This window comes from Vibrio sinaloensis, assembly GCF_023195835.1.
Lineage (GTDB): Bacteria > Pseudomonadota > Gammaproteobacteria > Enterobacterales > Vibrionaceae > Vibrio > Vibrio sinaloensis_C.
Genome location: NZ_CP096199.1, coordinates 2504961 through 2528087 on the forward strand (window position 1 = coordinate 2504961; position 23127 = coordinate 2528087).

A 23127-nucleotide genomic window follows, 5' to 3' on the forward strand; every position below is an offset into this window, starting at 1 on the left:
AGGCTCTTTACTTCAGATTAAGGATGAGAGTTATGATCAAGTTTGGTACTGGTGGTTGGCGTGCATTTATCGGTGAAGAGTTCACCAAAGACAATGTGTGCTTAGTTGCGCAATCCGTCGCCAATATTATTAATCATGAACACGTTGCCGAACGCGGTTTTGTGGTCGGCTACGATCGTCGCTTCCTCTCGGATAAGGCAGGACGTTGGTTTGCCGAGGTACTGGCGGCCAATGGCATCAAGGTCAGCTTTATCGACAAGTTTGTTCCTACGCCGATTGTGATGTTTAAGGCCAAAGAAATGGGCTGCGCCTACTCAGCCTGTATTACCGCCTCACATAACCCTGCCGACTACAACGGCATCAAGGTGTTCATTGAAGGCGGACGTGATGCTGACGAGATCATTACCCAAAAGATCGAGTCACAAATTGCCAACCTCACTCTAGAGCAGGTTAAAAGCGTTGAGTTTGAGCAGGCGATTGAAGATAAGTTGATCGAAGTGATCAATCCGATGAACGAGTTTGTCGATTCGATCATCAATTTCATCGACATCGAAGCGATCAAGAAGGCCAATTTGCGTGTGTTGATTGATCCTATGTTTGGCGTGGCAAAAAACGCCCTTCAGACAGTGTTGATCAACGGCCGCTGTGATGTTGACGTGATTAATGATGGTAAAAACCCAGACTTTGGTGGTTTGATGCCATCACCTAGTGCGGCGACACTTTACCGCCTCAAGCATCTTGTCGCAGCAGAAGGCTATGACATCGGTATTGGTACGGACGGCGACGCTGATCGCCTAGGTATCATTGATGAAAAAGGCAATTTTATTCATCCCAATGAGGTTTTGATCTTACTTTATTACTACCTACTCGAGTACAAAGGTTGGTCAGGTTCCGTGGTACGCAATATCGCAACGACGCACCTACTCGACAAAATCGCCGCCGATCATGGTGAGAAATGCTTTGAAGTCCCAGTTGGCTTTAAACATATCAGCTCACAAATGGAAGCGGATGATTCTCTTATCGGTGGCGAAAGTTCGGGTGGCTTAACCATTCGTGGTCATATCAAAGGCAAAGATGGGGTATTTGCGTCGAGCCTGCTGGTTGAGATGATCTCGGTGACCGGTAAAAAGTTGTCCGAATTGCTGGATGAAATCTACGCAAAATACGGCTACGCCTACACAGCAGAAGGCGACTGCACCTTTAAACCCGCGCAAAAACAGGCGTTGTACAACAAGATTTATGTTGAAAAACAGCTGCCAGAATTTGAATTTGAAATCGACACGGTCAGCTATGAAGATGGTGCTAAAGTCTATTTCAAAAACGGTGGCTGGGTGATAGCGCGTTTCTCTGGTACTGAACCACTACTGCGCATCTTCGCAGAGATGGCGGACAAAGAGACAGCGGAATGTGTTCTTCAGCAAATGAAGGAGTTTTTGCAGCTTTAAGCTGTGCTCCCTCACCCTATAGGTGAAGAACACTTGCCCGGCATCACTGCCGGGCTTTTTTATCTGTGAATCGTTACTGATTAGAATCAAAAGGCTAAGATGCCTTGGGTTTCGACTTTTACCGCGACTTGCTGGCCAATCGTCAGCGCTTCTGCCGAGCTTGCCAACAGTCGTTGTCCACCCGCATCAATCACGTAGCGGCAGTGATCGCCCATAAACTGTTGCTCCAGCACCGTCACACTGCTCTCGTCGGTGGCTGAAATCTGCACATGCTGGGGACGAAGTAGCAATTCGCATTGAGCCCCGATTTGAATCGGCACTTGTGCCTTGGCCTCAATCGTACCCAGTTCAGTAACAAACTCAGCCTCCGAGCTACGCGTCGCGTGTAGATAACTCCCTCCACCGAGAAAGTCAGCCACAAACTTACTGGAAGGCTGATAGTAGAGCTCGCCTGCGGTACCGTATTGCTCAATAACCCCGTGATTCATCACCGCCATTTTATCGGCAAAGGCAAACGCCTCTTCGCGACTATGGGTAACAAAAATCGCCGTCACCCCCTGCTTCTTAAAGATCTTTCGGATCTCTCCAATCAGCTCGTGACGCACTTGGGTGTCAATATTGGAAAACGGCTCATCCAGCAGTAGCAGATCCGGCTTGTAAGCAAGCGAACGCGCAATGGCAACACGTTGCTGCTGACCACCAGAAAGTTGGTGAGGATAGCGCTGCTCAAAACCCGAGAGATGAACCAATTCCAACATTTCTGTGACTTTCTGTTGCTGCTGTTTGCCGTTCAAATCGCGCAGACCAAAGGCGACGTTCTCAGCCACCGTCAGGTGGGGGAACAGCGCGTAGTCTTGGAAAATCATCCCGATATTTCGCTGCTCAGGTGGCAACCAATTGTCACCATCATCAATCAGCATACAGTTAAGGCTCATTTCACCAGAACTGAGTGGCAATAAGCCGGCAATCGCTTTAAGCAAGGTGGTTTTACCGCAACCGCTGGCACCGAGCAGACACACTATCTCACCCTGTTCGACTTCCAACGACAAGGATTCTAGCACTGTCGTCTGTTGGTCATATTTGCAGGTCAGATTCTTAATTGATAATGCACAACTCATTAGTGGGAATGCTCCAGTGAACGGTTAACAATGACCAACGGCACTAAACCAACCAACACCAGCAACACCGCGGGCAACGCCGCCAGTTCTAGGTGCTCGTCAGAAGCAAAGTTATAGACATAGGTCGCGAGAGTTTCAAAATTGAACGGGCGCAGCAATAGTGCCGCATTCAGCTCTTTCATCGATTCAATGAACACCAACAATCCGGCAATTAACGCACCACGACGAACCAGAGGCAGATGCACACGCCACAACATTTTGTTGCCATTGCATCCCATGGTGCGAGACGCCATATCCAACGAAGGCGACACCTTGCTTAGGCTACTCTCGATACTGCCGATGGCAACCGCGGAAAAACGGACAACCATGGCGAAGATAATGGCAAACATCGAGCCAGAGAAAATCAAGCCAGGCCGGCCCCACTCCATCGCTTTCGCAATATCATTGACTAAGTGGTCCATAAACAGCACCGGCACCATAACCCCAATCGCCAATACCGTACCCGGCACAGCGTAGCCCATCGCCGATAAACGCATCATCGCCAAACTAGTGCGGCTTGGATTTAAACGTTGGCAGAAGTTGACCACCAAGGCGACTAGCACGCCGAACAGCGCGGCCGTTAACGAGACATATAGACTATTTAGTGCGTACTCACGAAACTCGCTGGTCCAACTTTGCGCAAAATACTTGTAGGCGTAGATCAACAGTTGGCCCAACGGGAAAAGAAAAGCCACACACACTAAGCCCCAGCACCAAGTTAATGCCAGCCATTTTTTCCATCCATGCAACTCATAGCGAAAATCTTCTCGGCTACTAAACTGGTTTTGAAACAACTTTTGCTTGCGACGGCTATAGCGCTCGCTGCTGAGTAGCAAAATCACCACCACCAGCATAATGGCCGATATTTTTGCTGCCGCCGTCAGGCTCGAGTAGCCAAGCCAAGTATCGTACACCGCAGTGGTTAAGGTATTGACCGCAAAGTAACTGACCGTGCCAAAATCTCCCAAGGTTTCCATCGCAACCAGCGATAGCCCGACCGCAATAGATGGGCGCACCAATGGCAGCGAAATACGACGAAAACTGTCCCACGGTGAGCACTTGAGTAGTCGCGCCGATTGAAGTAGCGAGACGTTTTGTTCCATAAACGCCGCACGACACAATAGATAGACATAAGGATAAAGCACTAACGACAAAACGATGATTGCGCCGCTTAAGGTGCGAATGTCAGGAAACCAGTATTCGCCTGGTCCCCAGCCGGTAAGATCGCGGAGCAAAATTTGGACTGGGCCGGCAAAATCAAACCAATCGGTAAAAATATATCCGATAATATAGGCCGGCATCGCGAGGGGGAGAACCAACGCCCATTGCAGTACCCGCTCACCAGGAACGCGGCACATAGCCATGACCCAAGCGGCAGGGATTCCAAGCAGAGTCGACAGCACCATAGTGCCCGTCACCAATACCACGGTATTAAAGGCGTAAGTTGGCATCACCGTCGACATCAAATGAGAAAACAGCTCATTAGTTTCGCCAACAGCGGTAGTGAATATAGCTAAGATCGGCAAAACCAGTAGCAGAGCGAGCGCTCCACTACTGGTTTTCCATAGGTAATTTTTTTCTTTCATCGCCTAAATACAACGAGGCTGTATGAAACATAAATGCGTTTGCAAATAAATCTCATATCCCTTTATTAGATTAAGGGTATTTATACCTGTATAAAACAATAACCTCAAGTAACCCAAATAAAAGAGCGACTTGAGGCTATGTTAGTTCAGGCTCGAACCCTTAACAGAATTAAAGGTCGAACTTCACTTCATCAAGTAGCTTGATAGCCGCTTCGTGGTGATCAGAAATGGCATCTAGAGAGATAGTATCTGCTTTGAATTCACCCCAAGAAGCGACAAGCTCTGAAGGTTTAACGTCTGCTTTTACTGGGTACTCGTAGTTCACTTCTGCGTACATGCTCTGTGCTGTGTTACCCGCTAGGAACTCCATAAGCTTCACGGCGTTCTCTTTGTTTGGAGAGTACTTAGCCATCGCCATACCAGAGATGTTTACGTGAGTACCGGTTGTTTCTTGGTTAGGGAAGTTAATGTAAACCGCATCTGCCCAAGCTTTCTGCTCTTTATCGTTAACCATCTTACCTAGGTAGTAGCTATTACCTAGAGAAACATCACATAGACCTTCTTTGATCGCTTTAACCTGAGCGCGGTCGTTGCCTTGTGGTTTACGAGCTAGGTTTGCTTTCACGCCCTCTAGCCATGCTTTAGTCTCTGCTTCGCCTTTATGCGCAATCATCGCAGATACGAGAGATACGTTGTATGGGTGCTTACCGCTACGAGTACAGATTTTGCCTTTGAACTCAGGCTTAGCTAGATCAGCGTAAGTGAAATCTTCACCTAGGCGGCCAACGCGATCGCGAGATGAGTACACGCTACGAGTACGAGTGGTTAAGGCAAACCATTCGTTGTCTGTGTCTTGGTACTGGGCTGGGATGTTCTGTTCTAGCACATCACTGTTTACCGCTTGAACCAAGCCTTTTTCTGTTAGTTCAGATAGACGACTAATATCAACGGTTAGGATAACGTCTGCTGGGCTGTACTCCCCTTCTTGAACAAGCTTCTCTGCAATGCCCGATTTAGCAAACTTAACGTTTACTTTAATTCCCGTTTCTTTAGTGAACTCGTTGAACATAGGCTCAACAAGGAACGGTTGGCGGTAAGAGTATACGTTCACTTCCTCTGCTGCGAATGCTGCAGAAGGCGCAATTGAAGCACAAGCTAGAGCAGAAAGAGTTAGCAGTTTTTTCATTGGTGCAATCCTTTAATATCGAAATGATAATGTCTATCAGTTGCGTTATTATATTCATGTAAGTTTTGAAAACAATGATGTGAAACAAAAAAACCTGCTCAAATGAGCAGGTTTTTGATAGTTTTCTTTGTAACTAATTGTTACGTCACAGTTAGAGTAGATTACTTAACAGTGACAAACTCTGGGTAAGCACCAACACCACAGTCGTGCATGTCCATACCTTCTAGTTCTTCTTCCTCTGTGACACGGATACCGACTGTCGCTTTTAGTACACCCCATACCACAAGGCTTGCACCAAATACCCAAGCGAAAATAACCGCCGCACCTAGAAGCTGTGCACCAAAGGTAGCGTCACCGTTGCTTAGCGGCACAACCATTAGGCCGAAGAAACCACATACACCGTGAACTGAGATAGCACCCACTGGATCATCAATCTTAAGCTTGTCTAGACCAACGATGCTAAATACTACCAACGCACCAGATACCGCACCGATAGCTACCGAGTAAAGTGGTGATGGTGATAGAGGGTCAGCTGTGATGGCGACAAGGCCAGCTAGCGCACCGTTAAGAATCATGGTTAGGTCAGCTTTGCCCCAAGTCGTTTTACATACTAGCAGTGCTGCAATCGCGCCTGCTGCTGCTGCTGCGTTAGTGTTGAGGAAGATTTGACCCACTGCTGTTGCGTTTTCAAAATCCGACACCATTAGTTGCGAACCGCCGTTGAAACCGAACCAACCGAACCAAAGGATAAACGTACCCAATGTGGCTAGTGGCATGTTTGAACCTTGAATTGGGTAGATTTCGCCGTTCTTACCGTATTTGCCTTTACGAGCACCTAGAAGTAGTACACCTGCTAGTGCCGCTGCTGCACCTGCCATGTGGACGATACCTGAACCTGCGAAGTCACTAAAACCTGCTTCAGATAGGAAACCGCCGCCCCAAGTCCAGTAGCCTTCCATTGGGTAGATGAACGCTGTCAGTACCACTGAGAAGATGAGGAAAGACCATAGCTTCATACGCTCAGCAACGGCACCTGATACTACAGACATTGCTGTTGCAACGAATACCACTTGGAAGAAGAAGTCAGACTCTAATGAGTGATCTGCGCCTTCACCTTGAGTGCCAATCAGCGCACCAAATGATGGTAGCCAGCCGCCTTCACCATTATCAACATACATGATGTTGTAACCAACAATCAGATACATGGTACAAGCGATTGCGTATAGACAGACGTTCTTAGTCAGTATCTCGGTGGTGTTCTTTGAGCGAACTAGGCCAGCCTCTAACATGGCGAAACCCGCTGCCATCCACATAACTAACGCACCCGAAATGAGAAAGAAAAAGGTGTCTAGTGCGTAACGTAACTCGGTTACTGTTGTCGTTAATTCCATTGTGTTGTCTCCAATCCTTTGAATTCTTAAAGCGCTTCAGCGTCCATTTCACCAGTACGGATACGTACCGCTTGACTCAAGTCGTAAACGAAAATTTTGCCGTCACCGATTTTGCCAGTGTGTGCGGCCTTTGAAATCGCTTCGATAACTCGGTCGACGTTTTCGGCTTGCGTTGCAATCTCCAGTTTTACTTTCGGTAGAAAGTCGACTTGGTACTCTGCACCACGATAAAGCTCGGTATGACCTTTCTGACGGCCAAAACCTTTGACCTCTGACACTGTCATCCCTTCGATACCGACATCGGCCAACGCCTCGCGTACATCATCTAATTTGAACGGTTTGATAATCGCATTTATAAGTTTCATTGCATCCTCTCTGAAGCTGTCATCCTTTTTGACAATAAGTAATCCAAGTGGCGTGCCAAGTTTTTAAGTTATTGTTTTATATTATAAATGTGGTTTTTGTCATGCCTATTAACAAACAAGGCGCACCATTTAGGTGCGCCCTGCTCACAATTTTAAGGCAAACTTGTCATCACTCACCATTGGAGTGCATTAGCGGCTAGTCAGGAAGGTTTTCCATTGCTCGATTAAGGCCTCAAAGTCTTCAATGCCACAGCTTGCTGTGCTTTCGCTGTCATAAAAATCAAACTCGCTGTCGGGGTCCATTTCCTGTCCATGGGCCAGAACATTCTCTTGAACAATGACTTCATCTTCTTGAATATTCAGCGATATTTCTGCCCCCTCTAACACGTGTTCCTGTTGAGGATTGCGGCGAGCGTCCTGAATGAGGCGCTCTACTTGTTCGATTTTTTGCCAATCTTTACTGATTTCTTCTTGTAACCATCGAGCGACAATTTCATGCCCCATACTGGACTTCACGTAGTATTCGCCCATTAAGGTATTACGAATAAATTCAAATTCCATCGGGCACCTCTATCATATACACCGAATTCAACCGCGCGGCAGTATACAGAAACGAGTGGCGAGTGGCGAGTGGCGAGTGGCGAGTGGCGAGTGGCGAGTGGCGAGTGGCGAGTGGCGAGTGGCGAGTGGCGAGTGGCGAGAAGATTATCTCTGTTCAGGGACAAGTCCTGTCAACGCAATGAAGACTTAAGGCGCTATCCACTACTGCCCATCGCTCGAAGGACGAAAAAAAGCGCCCACCGATTGGTGGGCGCTTATCAGACTAATCGTTTTTCAGGCTTGCTTTACGCTGGCTCTTGGAAAATCACTTGATCGGCTTTCTTAGTGTACTGATCCATACGATGGAAGTTGAGGTAACGGTAGGTATCGGCTGCCGTTGCATCAATTTGGTCCATGTACGCTAGGTACTCTTCCTTAGTCGGAATCTTACCAAGAATGGCACCGACTGCCGCAAGTTCGGCTGACGATAGGTAAACATTAGCACCGGTACCCAGACGGTTCGGGAAGTTACGTGTTGACGTAGACATTACCGTCGCTTTATCGGCAACACGTGCTTGGTTACCCATACACAATGAACATCCTGGCGTTTCAATGCGTACCCCAGCGCGGCCGTAAATACCGTAGTAACCTTCTTCAGTTAGCTGGTCACGGTCCATCTTCGTTGGCGGCGCCACCCAAAGACGAGTATCCAGCGAACCACCCCATTTTTCAAGCAGCTTACCGGCTGCGCGGAAGTGACCAATGTTGGTCATACAAGAGCCGATAAACACTTCATCGATTTGAGTGCCCTGAACTTCAGACAGCAAACGAGCGTCGTCTGGGTCGTTTGGCGCACACAAGATTGGTTCGTTGATTTCAGCTAGGTCGATCTCTATGATGTGCGCGTATTCCGCATCCGCGTCCGCTTCCATCAACTCAGGGTTAGCGAGCCACTCTTGCATCGCAGTAATACGACGCTCGATAGTACGGCGGTCACCGTAACCCTCTGAAATCATCCACTTAAGCATAGTGATGTTCGAGTTTAGATACTCTTCAACAGACTCTTGAGACAGCTTAACCGTACAACCTGCCGCACTGCGCTCAGCAGAAGCGTCAGACAGTTCGAATGCCTGCTCAACAGTGAGGTGCTCAACCCCTTCAATCTCTAGCACACGACCAGAGAATTCGTTGATTTTGCCCGCTTTCTCAACCGTCAGTAGACCTTGTTGGATTGCGTAATAAGGGATTGCATGGACCAAATCACGTAGGGTGATACCAGGCTGCATTTCACCTTTAAAGCGCACCAAAATGGACTCAGGCATATCCAGAGGCATAACGCCCGTTGCTGCAGCGAATGCGACTAGGCCCGAGCCTGCTGGGAATGAAATACCCAGAGGGAAACGAGTATGCGAGTCGCCACCGGTACCGACGGTATCAGGAAGCAGCATACGGTTTAGCCATGAGTGAATCACGCCGTCACCTGGGCGAAGCGATACACCGCCACGGTTCATAATGAAATCCGGTAGCGTGTGGTGAGTATTCACGTCAACAGGTTTTGGATAAGCAGAGGTGTGACAGAAAGATTGCATCACTAGGTCGGCAGAGAAGCCAAGACAAGCAAGGTCTTTCAGCTCATCACGCGTCATCGGACCGGTAGTATCTTGAGAGCCGACAGTGGTCATTTTCGGTTCGCAGTATTGACCTGCACGAACGCCTTCAACACCACAGGCTTTACCGACCATCTTCTGCGCTAGGGTGTAACCTTTTGTTGATGCTGTAGGATCAACAGGCTTAGCAAATAGATCTGTCTCTTCAAGACCGAGTGAGGTGCGAGCGCGGCTGGTTAAACCACGACCGATGATCAATGGGATACGACCACCAGCGCGTACTTCATCTAGCAGCACTTTGCTCAATTCAAAGGTAGAGATGACTTCGCCATCTTTACGCACCACACCTTCATATGGGTAAATATCAATCACATCACCCATATTCATTTTTTGTACATCCAGCTCGATAGGCAGCGCACCTGAATCTTCCATTGTGTTGTAGAAGATAGGCGCGATCTTACCACCTAGACAGATACCGCCAGTGCGCTTGTTAGGCACATAAGGGATATCTTCACCCATGAACCATAGCACTGAGTTAGTCGCAGATTTACGAGAAGAACCCGTACCGACAACATCGCCAACATAGGCAAGCGGAATGCCGTCTTTTTGCAACTCTTCGATTTGAGTAATCGGACCAACACTACCTGGCTGATCTGGATTAATGCCGTCACGTTCCATTTTTAGCATCGCTTTCGCATGCACTGGAATATCAGGGCGAGACCACGCATCAGGAGCAGGCGACAGGTCATCGGTGTTGGTTTCACCGGTCACTTTGAAGACTTTAACGGTAATTTTTTCCGCGACTTTCTCTTTAGCCGTAAACCACTCGGCATCCGCCCATGATTGCAACACTTGCTGGGCGTAGCTATTACCGGCTTTGGCTTTCTCTTCAACATCGTAGAAAGCATCAAACATCAACAGTGTATGAGATAGGGCTTTAACAGAGATAGGGGCGAGTTCAGCGTCATCAAGCAGTTCAACCAATGGCGCGATGTTGTAACCACCTTGCATAGTACCAAGCAGTTGCGCTGCTTTTTCACGGCTAACCAGTGGCGATGTCACTTCACCTTTAGCAACCGCAGTAAGAAAACCTGCTTTAACGTATGCGGCTTCATCAACACCTGGTGGGATACGGTTCTCGAGTAGGTCAAGAATAAACGCTTCTTCACCTTGAGGGGGATTTTTAAGAAGTTCAACTAGGCCAGCGGTTTGCTCAGCGTCTAGTGGTTTTGGTACAACTCCTTCAGCAGCACGCTCTTCGACGTGTTTACGATAGGCTTCAAGCACGACTTTTTCCTCTCATTGCGGTTCCTCCCTTTTATTACTTAGTTATTCAGAAAATAAGGGAGTGAACATCCTTGGAAACTTGGCTCTCCATGCCATATTTTTCATTCAATGCTGACTGAGAAACAGTGCCAGAGAGGCCAAACTGTGGGCGGTAGAATAGCAAATTTAACCTTAAATTAAAATCTCATCACTTTGACCAACATAGCAACTTAAGACTAAAGTTCTATGATTTTGTTCGCTAATTTCCGTCATTTCTCCTGTTAGTCTCGCTTAGCAACAAGCAAAATGTTAACCATGTTTACTTGAACGTGGTGCCGATAATCAAATAAAACGAGGCATAATTGTGTTCAGTACGACCATAGCCGAGCATGATTGGACCTATCGGCGAATCAACCCCAGCAAACAGTGAACCCGCTGCATAAAGCGGTGCATCATGTAGGGCAATATCGGGGTCAGACCACACGCCGCCATATTCCAGCGATGCACCGACATAAAAAGGCGAGGTGAATAAGCCAAAGTCATTGTCAAACCAGCGGTAACGATAGACGAGACTACCAAAGACTTTGTTCTGGCCGACCAAACTATTGCGTGGAATGCCAGACAGATGTTGGAACCCACCGATTTCTTTCGGGTTGATCGGCACAGACGAGTTTTTGCTGGTTACCAAGCCGGCATCGACATTTGCGACCAAAGTATGGCGTGAAAAGGTCGTAGCCGCGATCACTTTAGCGCCCAACTCATAAGAAGTGTCTTGGTCGCTCTGTTCAATAAGGTCGGTATCACCGACACTTTCATCATGAGTCACTAGGTACTCAAGGTCGAGATAGAAACCACGACGCGGAAAACTAAAGTTATCTAATGTATCAATACGATAGTTAGCAAAAGCGCCAAAACGACGAAACTGGACGTCACCTAGGCTCGGTAAGGTTGAAAATTGCCCATCGCCATCGGTATAACGTAACCCGGTTTTAAAACGACGCCACAGCGTATCTTGGTATCCTAGCGCCCATTCAGCGACCCATTCACTGTAGGTAATCGGGATATAGTCTCGCGCAGCACTTAAACTGGTGTCATCAAAGCCATTGATCGGCGCATTGCGTCGCTCTTTACTGTAGTGCAGATCGAGTGTGGTAAAGGTTTTTTGACTAGAGAAAAACGGCGTATAGAACTCGGCTTGAACTAGCTTATCGGTGCCAATCTCAACATTGGTTCGTAACTCAGCCCCATGGCTGTTGAGGTTGGTAAAATTGGCCGATGCGCCTATCGAGTATTGACTGTCTGTCGTAAAGTCATCTTCAAGAAAAAAACGAAAGTTGAGATAGTTAGGCCCCCAAGACTTCTCGTTGACATCAACAACAAGCGTATCTTGACCTTCAATCACATCATAGCGATAAGTCACTAACTCAAAACGGTCGAGCGCGTAGAGGTTTTGCACGCTCTGTTCCACTTGCTCGAGTGAGTACTGCTGGCCAGCGACCAGACCTAGTCTTTTTTCCAGTAATTTCTGTGAATAGTGGCTGTGGTTGTTAATGATAAGCCGTTCGATCGGAATCTCATCACCATAACGAAGTTTACGACGCGCATCCTCTTTGGCATCGATATATGTTTGGTAGTCCGCCATGCTCATTTGCAACTGGGAAAGCTGGTCTTTATTGTCCATCGCGGTTTGATAGCCGGTAGCAAACGCCTGAGGCATTTTGTCAAACTCGGTGGTTTCCATACTCCCCACTTCAGGACGTAAGAAAATGTCCTCTTCAGTCAACAATTTAGCCTGGTTATTGGTGGTACTGCGAACTAAATAATTAGACAACTGATCGGCGACGGTGAACAGATTGGTAAAGTCCTCAGCGTTTTTGTACTCGGTACTAATATCAACCGCTATCACAACATCAGCGCCCATCGCAAGGGCGACATCGACCGGCATGTTATTGGTCACACCACCATCGACCAACATACGCTCACCGAGTTGATATGGAGGCAAGGCTCCCGGAACCGACATACTCGCCATCATAGCGTCAATCAAATAACCGTTATCGAGCACAACTGGCTCAAGGTGAATAATGTCTGTAGCGACCGCACGATATGGTATAACCAAATCGTCGAAAGAGTCGAATGGAGGCAGGTTGCCGGTGGTTTCACGCAACAAGGTCAGCATGCCTTGGCCTTGAACGATACCGCGTTTACCTCTCACGCCGTTGAGCCCGAAACCAAGATCCGCAGTCAGTTGATAGCGATCCTCATACTCTTTGTCTTGGACTTTACGTTGGCTTCGGTCAACCCGGTCACGGTAACCGCTATTCCAGTCGACAGTCTCAATAAATGATTCGATTTCACTCGCACTCATGCCCGTTGCGTACAAACCACCGACGTAAGCGCCCATACTGGTCCCGGTAATAATATCAACCGGCACTCTCAACTCTTCGAGCGCTTTTAGTACCCCAATATGGGCAGCGCCTTTAGCCCCACCGCCGGCCAATACCAATGCCACTTTGGGCCTTGGTTCAACTTGCGTATCGCTCAAAGTCGCAGCGTGGATAACACTGCTGGCGAGAATGCTTAACAGCAATATGGCCATTTTTTTCACAATACACGTTCCTTTTGCAAGTCGATTAGCTGTTTATAATGCCAGAGTTTGTCTGGGTAAAGCACTAATATTCAAAACAATACCACTACCAACTGAATAGTTTCTTCAACCACTGCTTAGGCTGATTGTCACACTGCTGCTTGAAGGAATGATTGATGTCCCACACTGGCAAGGTGAAGTCATTGCTACAATCAACATCGAGCCCACCCTGCGCGCTAGCAGCAAAACCGATAGTTCGCACCCCTTGCGGCCACGGCAAAACCAGCTTCTCCGGAATCCGATGTTGTAGATAATCAGCGTAGACACGCAGTGCACCGCTGGCGCCGGTCAGTTTGGTCGGCTTGTTGTCATCGCGTCCAAGCCAAATGGTGGTCACCTCGCGTCCATCCACGCCGACAAACCAGCTGTCGCGCGTATCATTACTGGTCCCGGTTTTGCCGGCGAGCGCCGCCCATGCAAACTGTTGATTAAGATAACGCCCCGTCCCTTCCATCACACCGCGCTTCATAGCATAAGTGGTTAACCAAGCGGCTTGCTGATCAATGGTTTGCGAGACTTTAGGCAGCGACTGGTAAAGCACATTCCCCTCAAGGTCGATAACCGAACGCAGCGCCGATAACTCGGCGCGTTTACCAGAATTGGTCAGTGTTTGGTACATCTGCGCAACCTGAAAAGGCGTCAAAGTGAACGAGCCCAAAAACATCGAGGGAACAGGACGAATCTCGTTTTTGTCCACGCCAAGTCGCTCTAGGGTTTGCACCACATTATCGATGCCAACTTGCATGCCCAGCTCGACGGTTGGCACATTGAGCGATTTTGCCAACGCGATATAGAGCGGCACATCACCACGAAATTGCCGATCATAGTTACGCGGCGACCAAACATTGCCTTTGCTGCCTTTTAAACTGATCGGTTTGTCATGCAAGGTTGTGGCAAGGTTGTATTTCTGTGGCTGTTGTAACGCGGTCAAATACACCGCAGGTTTAGCTAACGAGCCGATTTGGCGACTGGCATTCAAAGCACGGTTAAAACCGTCATATCCGGTGCGTTTACCGCCAACCATAGCGCGAATTTCACCACTATGACGATCGACCGCTACCGCGGCGCCCTCAAGTGATTGACCCGCTTTGGCTGCTAGTTGAGGGATTTTTGTCGCTATCGCCCGCTCAAGCTGTTGCTGTGACACCGGATCGAGAGAGGTAAACACGCGAAGACCAGAGTCTGACTGAAATGCAGCACCGACTTTCTGTTTCAGTTCAATACTTAACTGCTGAAAATAGGCAGGCTGACGACTGGCAATACGCGGGCTATCTTGAACGTCCAGATCGCGACTGGCGGCCATATCAAACTGATGTGCGGTCAAGATGTCTTGCTCCATCATCAATCGCAGTACCAAATCACGACGCTGCTTGGCTCGCTCAGGGAAGCGCACTGGATTGTAGTACGACGGCCCTTTCACCATACCCACCAGCAGGGCCAGTTGATCGATACGCAGCTCTTGAATCGGTTGGCCAAAATAAAAACGCGACGCGAGACCAAAACCATGGATCGCCTGTCCGCGACTTTGACCAAGATACACTTCATTCAAATAGGCTTCTAGAATGCGATCTTTGCTGTAGCGATAGTCTAAGATGAGAGCAATATAGGCTTCACGAATCTTGCGCCATAAGGTTCGGTCGCTAGACAAAAACAGATTTTTCGCTAACTGCTGAGTTAAAGTGCTGCCACCTTGTACGGTGCGTCCAGCCTTAACGTTAGCCACCATCGCGCGCGCAATCGCCAACGGCGAAACGCCATCATGTTGATAAAATTGGCGATCTTCAGTAACCAACAGGGCATCGACCATCACCTCAGGAAACTGGTCGCGACGCAAAAACAGCCGCTGTTGATCTTGGTCCTTCTCCAGCATACCGAGCATTTTCGGCTCGATACGCAAATAGCCAAGATCAGCGGATTTCTCTAACGACTCAATACGCTCCAAGCCCGATGAGGAAAAATGCAACATCACATGACGATCGGGTTCAGGCCCATCACTGAACTCAAACGGGCGACGCATCAGCTCTATCTTGCTCGATGAAGACGAATATTCACCCGGATAACGAGGCTGTCGCACCTTACGGTAGTTGAGTACATCCAGTTCGTTGCGCACCTCTTGCAAGGTAATAGTATCGCCCGGCGCAAGATTCAAAATTCGTGCATATACCACCGTCGGCAAGTCGAACAGTTGCCCGTCAAAACGCTGCTTGACCACGCTATCGAGGTAGATACCGACCACGACCATTAAGGCAAACATAGCCAACGCCGACTTCCAACCTATCCCCCATAGCGTTTTCAGCCAACTGCGTTTCTCAGGCTTGCGCGGTTTGCGCTGCGCTGATTTAACAGTGCGTTTTGCCGCGGTTTTTTTTCTGGTTGTGGTGGTTTTCGACTTACCGGATGTGCTGGTGTTTTTCTTAGTCATGAATTCAACTGTCGTTTTGTTTTTGTTGTGGCAACGTGCGTCGCAGGATAATCGGGCCAAACGTGTTTTGGGTAGCGCCCTTTCATCTCTTTTTGCACTTGTTGATACGCGCCAGCCCAGAAACTGGCTAAATCACGTGTCACTTGCAAAGGCCTTTGCGCTGGAGAGAGCAACTCCAGCACCAAAGCTTTACGTCCGAGCGCAATGCAAGGCGAGCTCTGTTGGCCAAACATCTCTTGCATTCGCACCGACAACACCGGATCTTGGCCTTGCTGATAGCGAATTTTTTTACTGCTGCCGGTCGGTACTTGGTAGTGGGTTGGTAACCACTCATCAACTTGCTGGTTTAGTGGCCAGCCAAGATAGGCGAGCAACGCAGCATGCAAGTCAACCTGAGCCAATCCCTTCACCGAATGAATACCATTGAGATAAGGTTCGAGCCATTGTTGCAACTGATCTAACAGCGCTTGGTCACTGAGCGGCGGCCAATCCTGCTCCGGTAGCCAATCTGCCGCGCAACGTAAACGCTGCAACAGCTCGAGACTTTTATCGCTCCAATGTAATACTGAAAGCCCTTTGCGACGAATATAGTTAAGTAAAGCTTGCGTCATTTTTTCGCGAGGCGGCTCAGGAAGAGCCTGACGACGGATAATTAAGCGGCCGAGTTTGACCTGTTTCTCGGCCACTAAGCGACCTTTGCTCTCATCCCAATCGACACATTCAACATCAGCAAATAGCCCAGGCAGTTGATGCTCAGCCGCATCCAACTCTAGCTCCACCGCAGTAAAGATTATCGATGAGTCAGATTGAGTGCGCATCAGATCCAACACCACCAAATAGTCACAGGCCGCAAGCCTTTCTGTGTCTTGCATTTCGGCGCCATGCCCGTTGGCCAACACAAAGCGTCCAAGTTGATTAACGCGAGCCTGAGCAATTCGATCTGGAAACGCCATCGCTAACAAGGGAGCGACCATAGCGGTATCCAGCGCTGGCAGCGCAAAGTCGCCACCCAAACGATTCGCCAAGCTTTTGCTTCGAGCCAAAACGCGCTGTTGCTGATTATGCTGACCTTGGGTAAAGCGCTGCACGCTATCGAGAAAGTTCACCACGCCTTTTTCTGGCTCTTCCAGCAAGGCAGCGACCGCGGCGGCGGTGGGGAGCGCGTCTTTGGCCATCACCATCATCGCGGACATACGCGGCTCTACCCCGAGTTTAGCCGCCCGTTGTCCCTCAGGGGTCAGTTTGCCTTGCTCATCAAGCAAACCTAGCGTTACCAGCAACCCGCGCGCTTGACTAACCGCGGTCGCATTGGGCACATCTAACCAGCGCAGATCGCTCACCTGCTGAGCACCCCACTGCGCAAGCTCCATGCAAAGGTGAGAGAGATCGCTGTGCAAGATTTCAGGTTGCGCAGTGACAGGCTGCTGAGCGAGCTGGCTTTGACTGTAAAGACGCACACACAGCCCCGGCTCAGTTCGTCCCGCACGTCCCGCTCTCTGCTCTGCCGAAGATTGAGCGATACGGACTTGCTCCAGGCTAGTCACGCCATTTTTCAAATCAAATCTCGCCACTCTCTCATACCCAGAATCAACCACCAGCCGAATCCCTTCAATGGTCAAAGAGGTTTCAGCAATATTGGTCGCGAGCACGATTTTACGCTTGCCTTTTTCTGCGGGTAGAATCGCCGCCTGCTGCGCGCTAAATTCTAACTGTCCATATAGGGGAAAAACCTCGATATCCGCCGGTAAGCCACGAAGACGTTCCATCACCCGCTTAATCGCCGTCACACCCGGCAAGAAGGCCAATAGTGAACCTGACTCATTAGCAATCAGAGTGAGGATCTGTTTCGCCATCTGCTCTTCAAGGCGTTGATGGGCGCCTAGAGGCGCATAACGAAACTCAACCGGATAACTGCGCCCTTCAGACTCCACATACTCTGCTTCAGGCATCAATGCAGCAAGTGCAGCTTGATCTAAGGTTGCCGACATCACAACCAGCTTGAGATCATCGCGCAATGCCTCTTGCACTTCGAGACAGAATGCAAGAGCGGTATCAGCGTGAATGCTGCGTTCATGAAATTCGTCGAAAATCACCATATCCACACCATTTAACTCTGGGTCAGATTGCAGCATTCGGGTCAAGATGCCCTCGGTGACGATCTCTAGTTGGGTGTTGCTACTGACACGTTGCTCACCTCGCACCCGATAACCGACTCGTGCGCCGACTGGCTCACCTAATTGCTTGGCAAGGTAACGCGCAATGTTTTTTGCAGCCAGCCGTCTCGGCTCCAGCATCACAATTTTTCCACTCACGACTTGCTGCTGCAGAAGTTGTAAAGGGAAATAGGTCGATTTGCCAGCACCAGGCGCTGCTTTGAGGATCAGTTGCGAACAGTGACGGACACCCGAAATAAGCGCGGGCATCACGCCTTCAATAGGCAGTTGTGACAATGGAGAAACCTTGTGGTGTAATGTTGCTAACTATTGTACATAAAAACAGTAATGAGTCCCAAATGAAGTTCCAGCCGCCTTTGGCGCCCGCCACTCTCATTCAGCGCTACAAACGATTTTTAGCCGATATAACGTTAGGCGATGGCAGCCAACGTACCATTCATTGTGCCAACACCGGCGCGATGACTGGGTGCGCCGAACCCGGTGATACCGTTTGGTTCTCAACCTCGGATAATCCTAAACGCAAGTACCCCAATAGTTGGGAGCTCACAGAAACCAAGCAAGGACACCGAATCTGCGTCAATACTGCCCGAGCCAACACCCTCGCGGTAGAGGCGATACAAAACGGCGTGATTTCCGAGTTGCAAGGTTATGATCAGTTGCTCACCGAAGTGAAATATGGCAATGAAAATAGTCGGATTGATATCTTGCTCAAATCACAAAATAAACCAACGTGCTATATAGAGGTGAAAAGCGTCACCTTATTGGATGAACAAGGACAAGGTTACTTTCCAGATGCCGTCACCACTCGTGGTCAAAAGCATCTGCGCGAGCTAACCGAAATGGCGCAATCTGGAAGCAGAGCGGTACTTTTATTCACTGTTTTACATTCAGGGATTGAAAAAGTGTCTCCGGCACTCCATATAGACGCGAAATACTCACAATTACTTAAAGATGCACAAGAACAAGGGGTGGAAGTCCTGTGCTACAAGGCACAGCTTTCAAGCAATGAGATAAAACTGGTCAAGTCACTCAAATTCAGTCAATAGCGACTAAAAATGATGTGACCTTCACATTGACAATAAGTTTACTGTCTAGTATTTGCCTCCATTGATTCTTTTTGCTATAGATACCCGCCTTAAAATAACTGCGAGCGCAGTTGACTAGGTGTTAGTAGGAGATGCTGCATGCCAGAATCAAAGAAAAAAGCGCTAGGCATCCTAGCCATTGCAGGGGTTGAGCCATATCAAGAGAAAGCGGGTGAAGAGTACATGTCACCTGAGCAACTGGCTCATTTTACAAAAATTCTATCGGCTTGGCGCAACCAGCTCAGGGAAGAAGTTGACCGCACTGTGCATCACATGCAGGACGAAGCAGCAAACTTTCCCGATCCCGTTGACCGTGCTTCTCAAGAGGAAGAGTTTAGCTTAGAACTACGCAACCGTGACCGTGAGCGTCGTCTAATCAAAAAGATTGAAAAAACGCTAAATAAAATCGAAGAAGACGATTTTGGTTTCTGTGAATCTTGTGGTATCGAAATTGGCATCCGTCGCCTAGAAGCGCGTCCAACTGCAGACCTGTGTATCGACTGTAAAACACTGGCTGAAATCAAAGAAAAGCAGATGCAAGGGTAATTTAACCTTTGTCATGACTATTGAAGGGAGCTATCGCTCCCTTTTTGGTTTATACCGCAACGTAAAACACTATGAGTTATATTGGTCGCTTTGCCCCCTCTCCATCAGGTCCACTGCATTTCGGATCTTTAGTGGCTGCACTCGGTAGCTATTTTCAAGCCAAATCTCATCATGGCAAGTGGCTCGTACGCATTGAAGATCTTGATCCGCCCAGAGAAATGCCTGGCGCCAGTGATTTGATCTTAAAAACCTTAGAGGCGTATCATCTGTTTTGGGATGGCGAGGTGGTGTATCAAAGCCAGCGCCACAGCTTGTATCAACAGCAAATTGATAATTGGTTAGATTCAGGTCAAGCCTACTACTGTCAGTGCACGCGCAAACAGATCAAGGCACTGGGCGGCTTTTACCGCGGTACCTGTCGTGAGCTTGGGCTAAGCAACGAGCAACCCTGTGCGATTCGATTGAAAATGACCGAGCCGGTTTATCAGTTTCAAGACCAAAAACACGGAACGCTCTCAATCCCACAGCAGCTCGCCGATGAAGATTTTATTATCAAACGCCGTGATGGCTTGTTTGCCTATAATCTCGCGGTAGTATTGGATGATATCGACCAAGGGGTCACTGAAGTCGTGCGCGGCGCTGACCTCATCGAGCCCACTGGCAGACAAATCAGCTTGTATAAAATGCTCGGCATCCGCCCTGTACGCTACTTGCACCTGCCGCTGGCTCTGGATATCAATGGTCAAAAGTTGTCCAAACAGAACCACGCCCCGGCGGTCGATAATCACAATCCAAAGCCGGCATTGCTGGATGCAATGACATTCTTAGGGTTTGATATTGATAAAGAAATTAGCGAGTTATCGGTAGCCGAGTTAATTGAATGGGGCATTGCACATTGGCACCTTTCTCAACTGCCCGATGTCACTGAAATAACACCAATATTCTCAAACTGCTCGCCGTAAGCTATCATTAGCCGCAAATTCGCCCCGAATGGGCCTAAAAATTTTAATTAGAGCAGCGTTGGCTTAACCAGCGATTGCCAGATGCACATGAACAAAATCGACGATACAGCAAGCGAGGCGACCGTGTTTTCCGAACTCGCTTTAAATATTATTACTCGCCAAGAGCATAACATCTCGCGCAAACAGATCAGTGATAATGCATTGAAGGTGCTATACCGTCTTCATGGTGCAGGCTTTGATGCCTATCTTGTTGGGGGTGGAGTGCGCGACCTGCTCCTCGGCCAGCAGCCAAAAGATTTCGATATCGCGACCAATGCTACCCCGGAACAGATTCGCCAGTTGTTTAAAAACTGCCGATTGATTGGGCGCCGATTCCGCCTTGCGCACATTATGTTTGGCCGCGACATTATCGAAGTAGCTACGTTCCGCGGACACCATCAAGAGCCGAGTAAAAACGTCGCGCAACAGTCGAAAGAAGGCATGTTATTGCGTGACAATGTCTATGGCACCATAGATGAAGACGCCGAACGCCGCGACTTTACCGTCAACGCCATGTATTACAATATCGGCGACTACTCTATCCACGACTACGCTCGTGGTATCGAAGATTTAGAAGACAAGCTTATCCGCTTAATTGGCGATCCAGCGACGCGTTATCGTGAAGACCCAGTGCGCATGCTACGCGCGATCCGTTTTGCGGTGAAACTGGATTTCGATATCGAAGAAGACACAGCTGCGCCGATCGAAGAGCTGGCAACCTTGCTGCAAGATATCCCTGCCGCGCGCTTGTATGAAGAGTCGCTCAAAATGCTCCAATCCGGGCATGGGCTCGAGACCTATCATCTTATGCGTGAGTACAACTTGTTCCAGCAGTTATTCCCAACCATCGCGGAATACTTTACTGACGACTACTCTTCGCCTACTGAACAGATGTTAGATTTGGTCCTCGACTCGACTGATCAGCGCATCGAAGAGGGCAAACGCATCAACCCAGCCTTTATGTTCGCCGCGATGTTGTGGTATCCACTGCAAGAGCGCGCTCAATTATTGATGGAAAAGCGTAAACTCTCTTATTACGACGCCATTATGGAAGCGAGCAACTACGTACTTGATGAGCAAGTGCGCACCATCGCTATCCCGCGCCGCCATACCGCGACTATTCGTGAAATTTGGCAGCTGCAATTGCGTCTGCCACGCCGCAGCGGTAAACGCGCTTTCCGCCTAATGGAGCTCAACAAGTTCCGTGCAGGGTTCGATTTCTTAGAAATGCGTGGAGAGATTGAACAAGGCGATACGCAACTGCTAGCGAAATGGTGGCAAACGTTCCAAAATGCCGGACGCAATATGCGCCAGGCGATGGTGGCCGATCTCGATGCCAGCAGTGAAGGTCAGCCAAGACAGCGCCGCCGCAAGAGCAGTCGTAAGAAAAAGCCAAAGGCGTCATCATGATGCGTGTGTTCATTGCTGTTGGGAGCAACCTCAGCTCGCCAGTAGCACAAGCCAATGCCGCTATCGAAGCGCTCAAAACCCTGCCTAAATCGCAGTTCGTTTGTCCTTCGTCACTCTATAGCAGCACGCCGATGGGGCCACAAAACCAACCCGACTACATTAACGCCGTGGTTGAGATCAACACAGAATTAACGCCACTTGAACTACTTGATTGCACCCAAGCGATTGAACTAGAGCAAGGGCGTGTCCGTAAGGAAGAGCGTTGGGGCCCAAGAACCCTAGATCTCGATATCCTTCTTTATGGCAATGAGGTGATGGATTCCGAGCGACTGACCGTTCCTCACTATGGAATGAAAGAGCGCGAATTTGTGCTCTACCCGCTTGCTGAGATCGCACCAAATTTAACCCTCCCATGTGGGACCAGACTGGAAGACTTACTCAAAGTCGTCGAGCAAAACGGTCTGCGTATTTGGCAATCATAGCCAACTCCTGTAAGGATAAATCATGAAAAAAATTACCATCAATGACCTGATGACTTGGAAGCAAGAAGGTCGTAAGTTTGCCACTTCTACGGCCTATGATGCGAGCTTCGCACAGTTGTTTGAAAGCCAAGAGATGCCTGTCCTGCTTGTCGGTGACTCACTAGGCATGGTGCTACAAGGCACACGTGACACACTGCCCGTGACGGTAGATGACATCGCCTATCATACTCGCTGTGTCCGCGCCGGTAGCCCAAACTGCCTACTGATGGCCGACATGCCGTTTATGAGCTATGCCACGCCAGAGCAAGCTTGCGAAAATGCCGCAAAGCTAATGCGCGCAGGGGCAAACATGGTAAAAATTGAAGGTGGCGATTGGTTAGTCGACACAGTGAAAATGCTGACAGAGCGCGCGGTCCCAGTGTGTGCCCACCTTGGTCTTACCCCGCAGTCAGTCAACATTTTCGGCGGCTTTAAGGTGCAAGGCCGTGAGCAAGATAAAGCTGACCGTATGGTGCGCGACGCCTTAGCGCTACAAGAAGCAGGCGCGCAAGTTGTGCTGCTTGAGTGCGTACCAAAAGACCTTGCAGCGCGCATCACTGAAGTGTGTGATGTGCCGGTGATTGGCATTGGCGCGGGTAATGTCACTGATGGACAAATTTTGGTGATGCACGATATGTTTGGTATCGCCGCGAACTACATGCCTAAGTTTTCAAAGAACTTCCTTGCTGAAACCGGTGACATGCGTCAAGCGGTGGCGAAATACAAGCAAGACGTTGAGAGCGGTGCGTTCCCAGACGACGCCCACACCATTGCTTAAGGA

The 23127-nt window shown here is 49.0% G+C and carries 17 protein-coding genes; 7 read left to right on the forward strand and 10 right to left on the reverse strand.

Annotation, left to right across the window (positions count from 1 at the left end; translation table 11 throughout):
• Nucleotides 1-32: 32 nt before the first annotated feature.
• Nucleotides 33-1445: a phosphoglucomutase/phosphomannomutase family protein gene (locus MTO69_RS11275; RefSeq protein ID WP_248329297.1), complete on the forward strand. Its 1413-nt coding sequence runs from the start codon at nt 33-35 to the stop codon at nt 1443-1445.
• 86 nt (nt 1446-1531) lie between these two features.
• Here MTO69_RS11275 and MTO69_RS11280 read toward each other — a convergent pair whose 3' ends face one another.
• From MTO69_RS11280 to hrpB, 10 genes are all read right to left on the reverse strand, one after another.
• Nucleotides 1532-2563: an ABC transporter ATP-binding protein gene (locus tag MTO69_RS11280; RefSeq protein ID WP_248329299.1), complete on the reverse strand. Its 1032-nt coding sequence runs from the start codon at nt 2561-2563 to the stop codon at nt 1532-1534.
• Entirely contained in the window at nt 2563-4188 is a 1626-nt protein-coding gene (locus tag MTO69_RS11285) for an ABC transporter permease (protein ID WP_248329301.1), read from the reverse strand. The genes MTO69_RS11280 and MTO69_RS11285 overlap by 1 nt, the downstream gene beginning before the upstream one ends.
• Nucleotides 4189-4357: 169 nt before the next feature.
• Nucleotides 4358-5374, reverse strand: a complete 1017-nt coding sequence (locus tag MTO69_RS11290; RefSeq protein ID WP_248329303.1) for a Fe(3+) ABC transporter substrate-binding protein — start codon at nt 5372-5374, stop codon at nt 4358-4360.
• A 161-nt stretch (nt 5375-5535) separates the two neighbouring features.
• Entirely contained in the window at nt 5536-6765 is a 1230-nt protein-coding gene (locus tag MTO69_RS11295) for an ammonium transporter (RefSeq protein WP_248329305.1), read from the reverse strand.
• 26 nt (nt 6766-6791) lie between these two features.
• A complete protein-coding gene (glnK, locus tag MTO69_RS11300; protein ID WP_038137591.1) occupies nt 6792-7130 on the reverse strand; it encodes a P-II family nitrogen regulator in 339 nt (112 codons plus the stop codon).
• Nucleotides 7131-7319: 189 nt separating this feature from the next.
• Nucleotides 7320-7691 (reverse strand): YacL family protein, encoded by a 372-nt coding sequence (locus tag MTO69_RS11305; protein WP_248329307.1) that lies wholly within the window; start codon nt 7689-7691, stop codon nt 7320-7322.
• Between the two features lie 284 nt (nt 7692-7975).
• Entirely contained in the window at nt 7976-10564 is a 2589-nt protein-coding gene (acnB, locus tag MTO69_RS11310; protein ID WP_248329309.1) for a bifunctional aconitate hydratase 2/2-methylisocitrate dehydratase, read from the reverse strand.
• Nucleotides 10565-10862: 298 nt separating this feature from the next.
• Entirely contained in the window at nt 10863-13139 is a 2277-nt protein-coding gene (locus MTO69_RS11315) for a patatin-like phospholipase family protein (RefSeq protein WP_248334466.1), read from the reverse strand.
• Nucleotides 13140-13233: 94 nt separating this feature from the next.
• Nucleotides 13234-15609 carry a penicillin-binding protein 1B gene (mrcB, locus tag MTO69_RS11320; RefSeq protein WP_248329311.1) on the reverse strand — a complete coding sequence of 792 codons (2376 nt, stop codon included), beginning with the start codon at nt 15607-15609 and terminating at the stop codon, nt 13234-13236.
• Complete coding sequence (hrpB, locus tag MTO69_RS11325) at nt 15606-18059, reverse strand: ATP-dependent helicase HrpB (protein WP_248329313.1); 2454 nt, start codon at nt 18057-18059, stop codon at nt 15606-15608. The genes mrcB and hrpB overlap by 4 nt, the downstream gene beginning before the upstream one ends.
• A gap of 62 nt (nt 18060-18121) precedes the next feature.
• Between hrpB and sfsA the strand changes: the two genes are divergently transcribed.
• From sfsA to panB, 6 genes are all read left to right on the forward strand, one after another.
• Nucleotides 18122-18829 carry a DNA/RNA nuclease SfsA gene (gene sfsA / locus MTO69_RS11330; protein ID WP_248329315.1) on the forward strand — a complete coding sequence of 236 codons (708 nt, stop codon included), beginning with the start codon at nt 18122-18124 and terminating at the stop codon, nt 18827-18829.
• 138 nt (nt 18830-18967) lie between these two features.
• Nucleotides 18968-19414, forward strand: coding sequence for an RNA polymerase-binding protein DksA (dksA, locus tag MTO69_RS11335; protein ID WP_248329317.1), 447 nt, complete (start codon nt 18968-18970; stop codon nt 19412-19414).
• 71 nt (nt 19415-19485) lie between these two features.
• Nucleotides 19486-20376 carry a tRNA glutamyl-Q(34) synthetase GluQRS gene (gluQRS, locus tag MTO69_RS11340; RefSeq protein ID WP_248329319.1) on the forward strand — a complete coding sequence of 297 codons (891 nt, stop codon included), beginning with the start codon at nt 19486-19488 and terminating at the stop codon, nt 20374-20376.
• 81 nt (nt 20377-20457) lie between these two features.
• Nucleotides 20458-21825, forward strand: a complete 1368-nt coding sequence (gene pcnB / locus MTO69_RS11345; protein WP_248329321.1) for a polynucleotide adenylyltransferase PcnB — start codon at nt 20458-20460, stop codon at nt 21823-21825.
• The gene (gene folK / locus MTO69_RS11350; RefSeq protein WP_248329323.1) at nt 21822-22307 is read left to right on the forward strand and encodes a 2-amino-4-hydroxy-6-hydroxymethyldihydropteridine diphosphokinase; all 486 of its coding nucleotides are present in this window, start codon (nt 21822-21824) and stop codon (nt 22305-22307) included. The genes pcnB and folK overlap by 4 nt, the downstream gene beginning before the upstream one ends.
• Nucleotides 22308-22329: 22 nt before the next feature.
• Nucleotides 22330-23124, forward strand: coding sequence for a 3-methyl-2-oxobutanoate hydroxymethyltransferase (gene panB / locus MTO69_RS11355; RefSeq protein ID WP_248329325.1), 795 nt, complete (start codon nt 22330-22332; stop codon nt 23122-23124).
• The last annotated feature ends 3 nt before the right edge of the window (nt 23125-23127 follow it).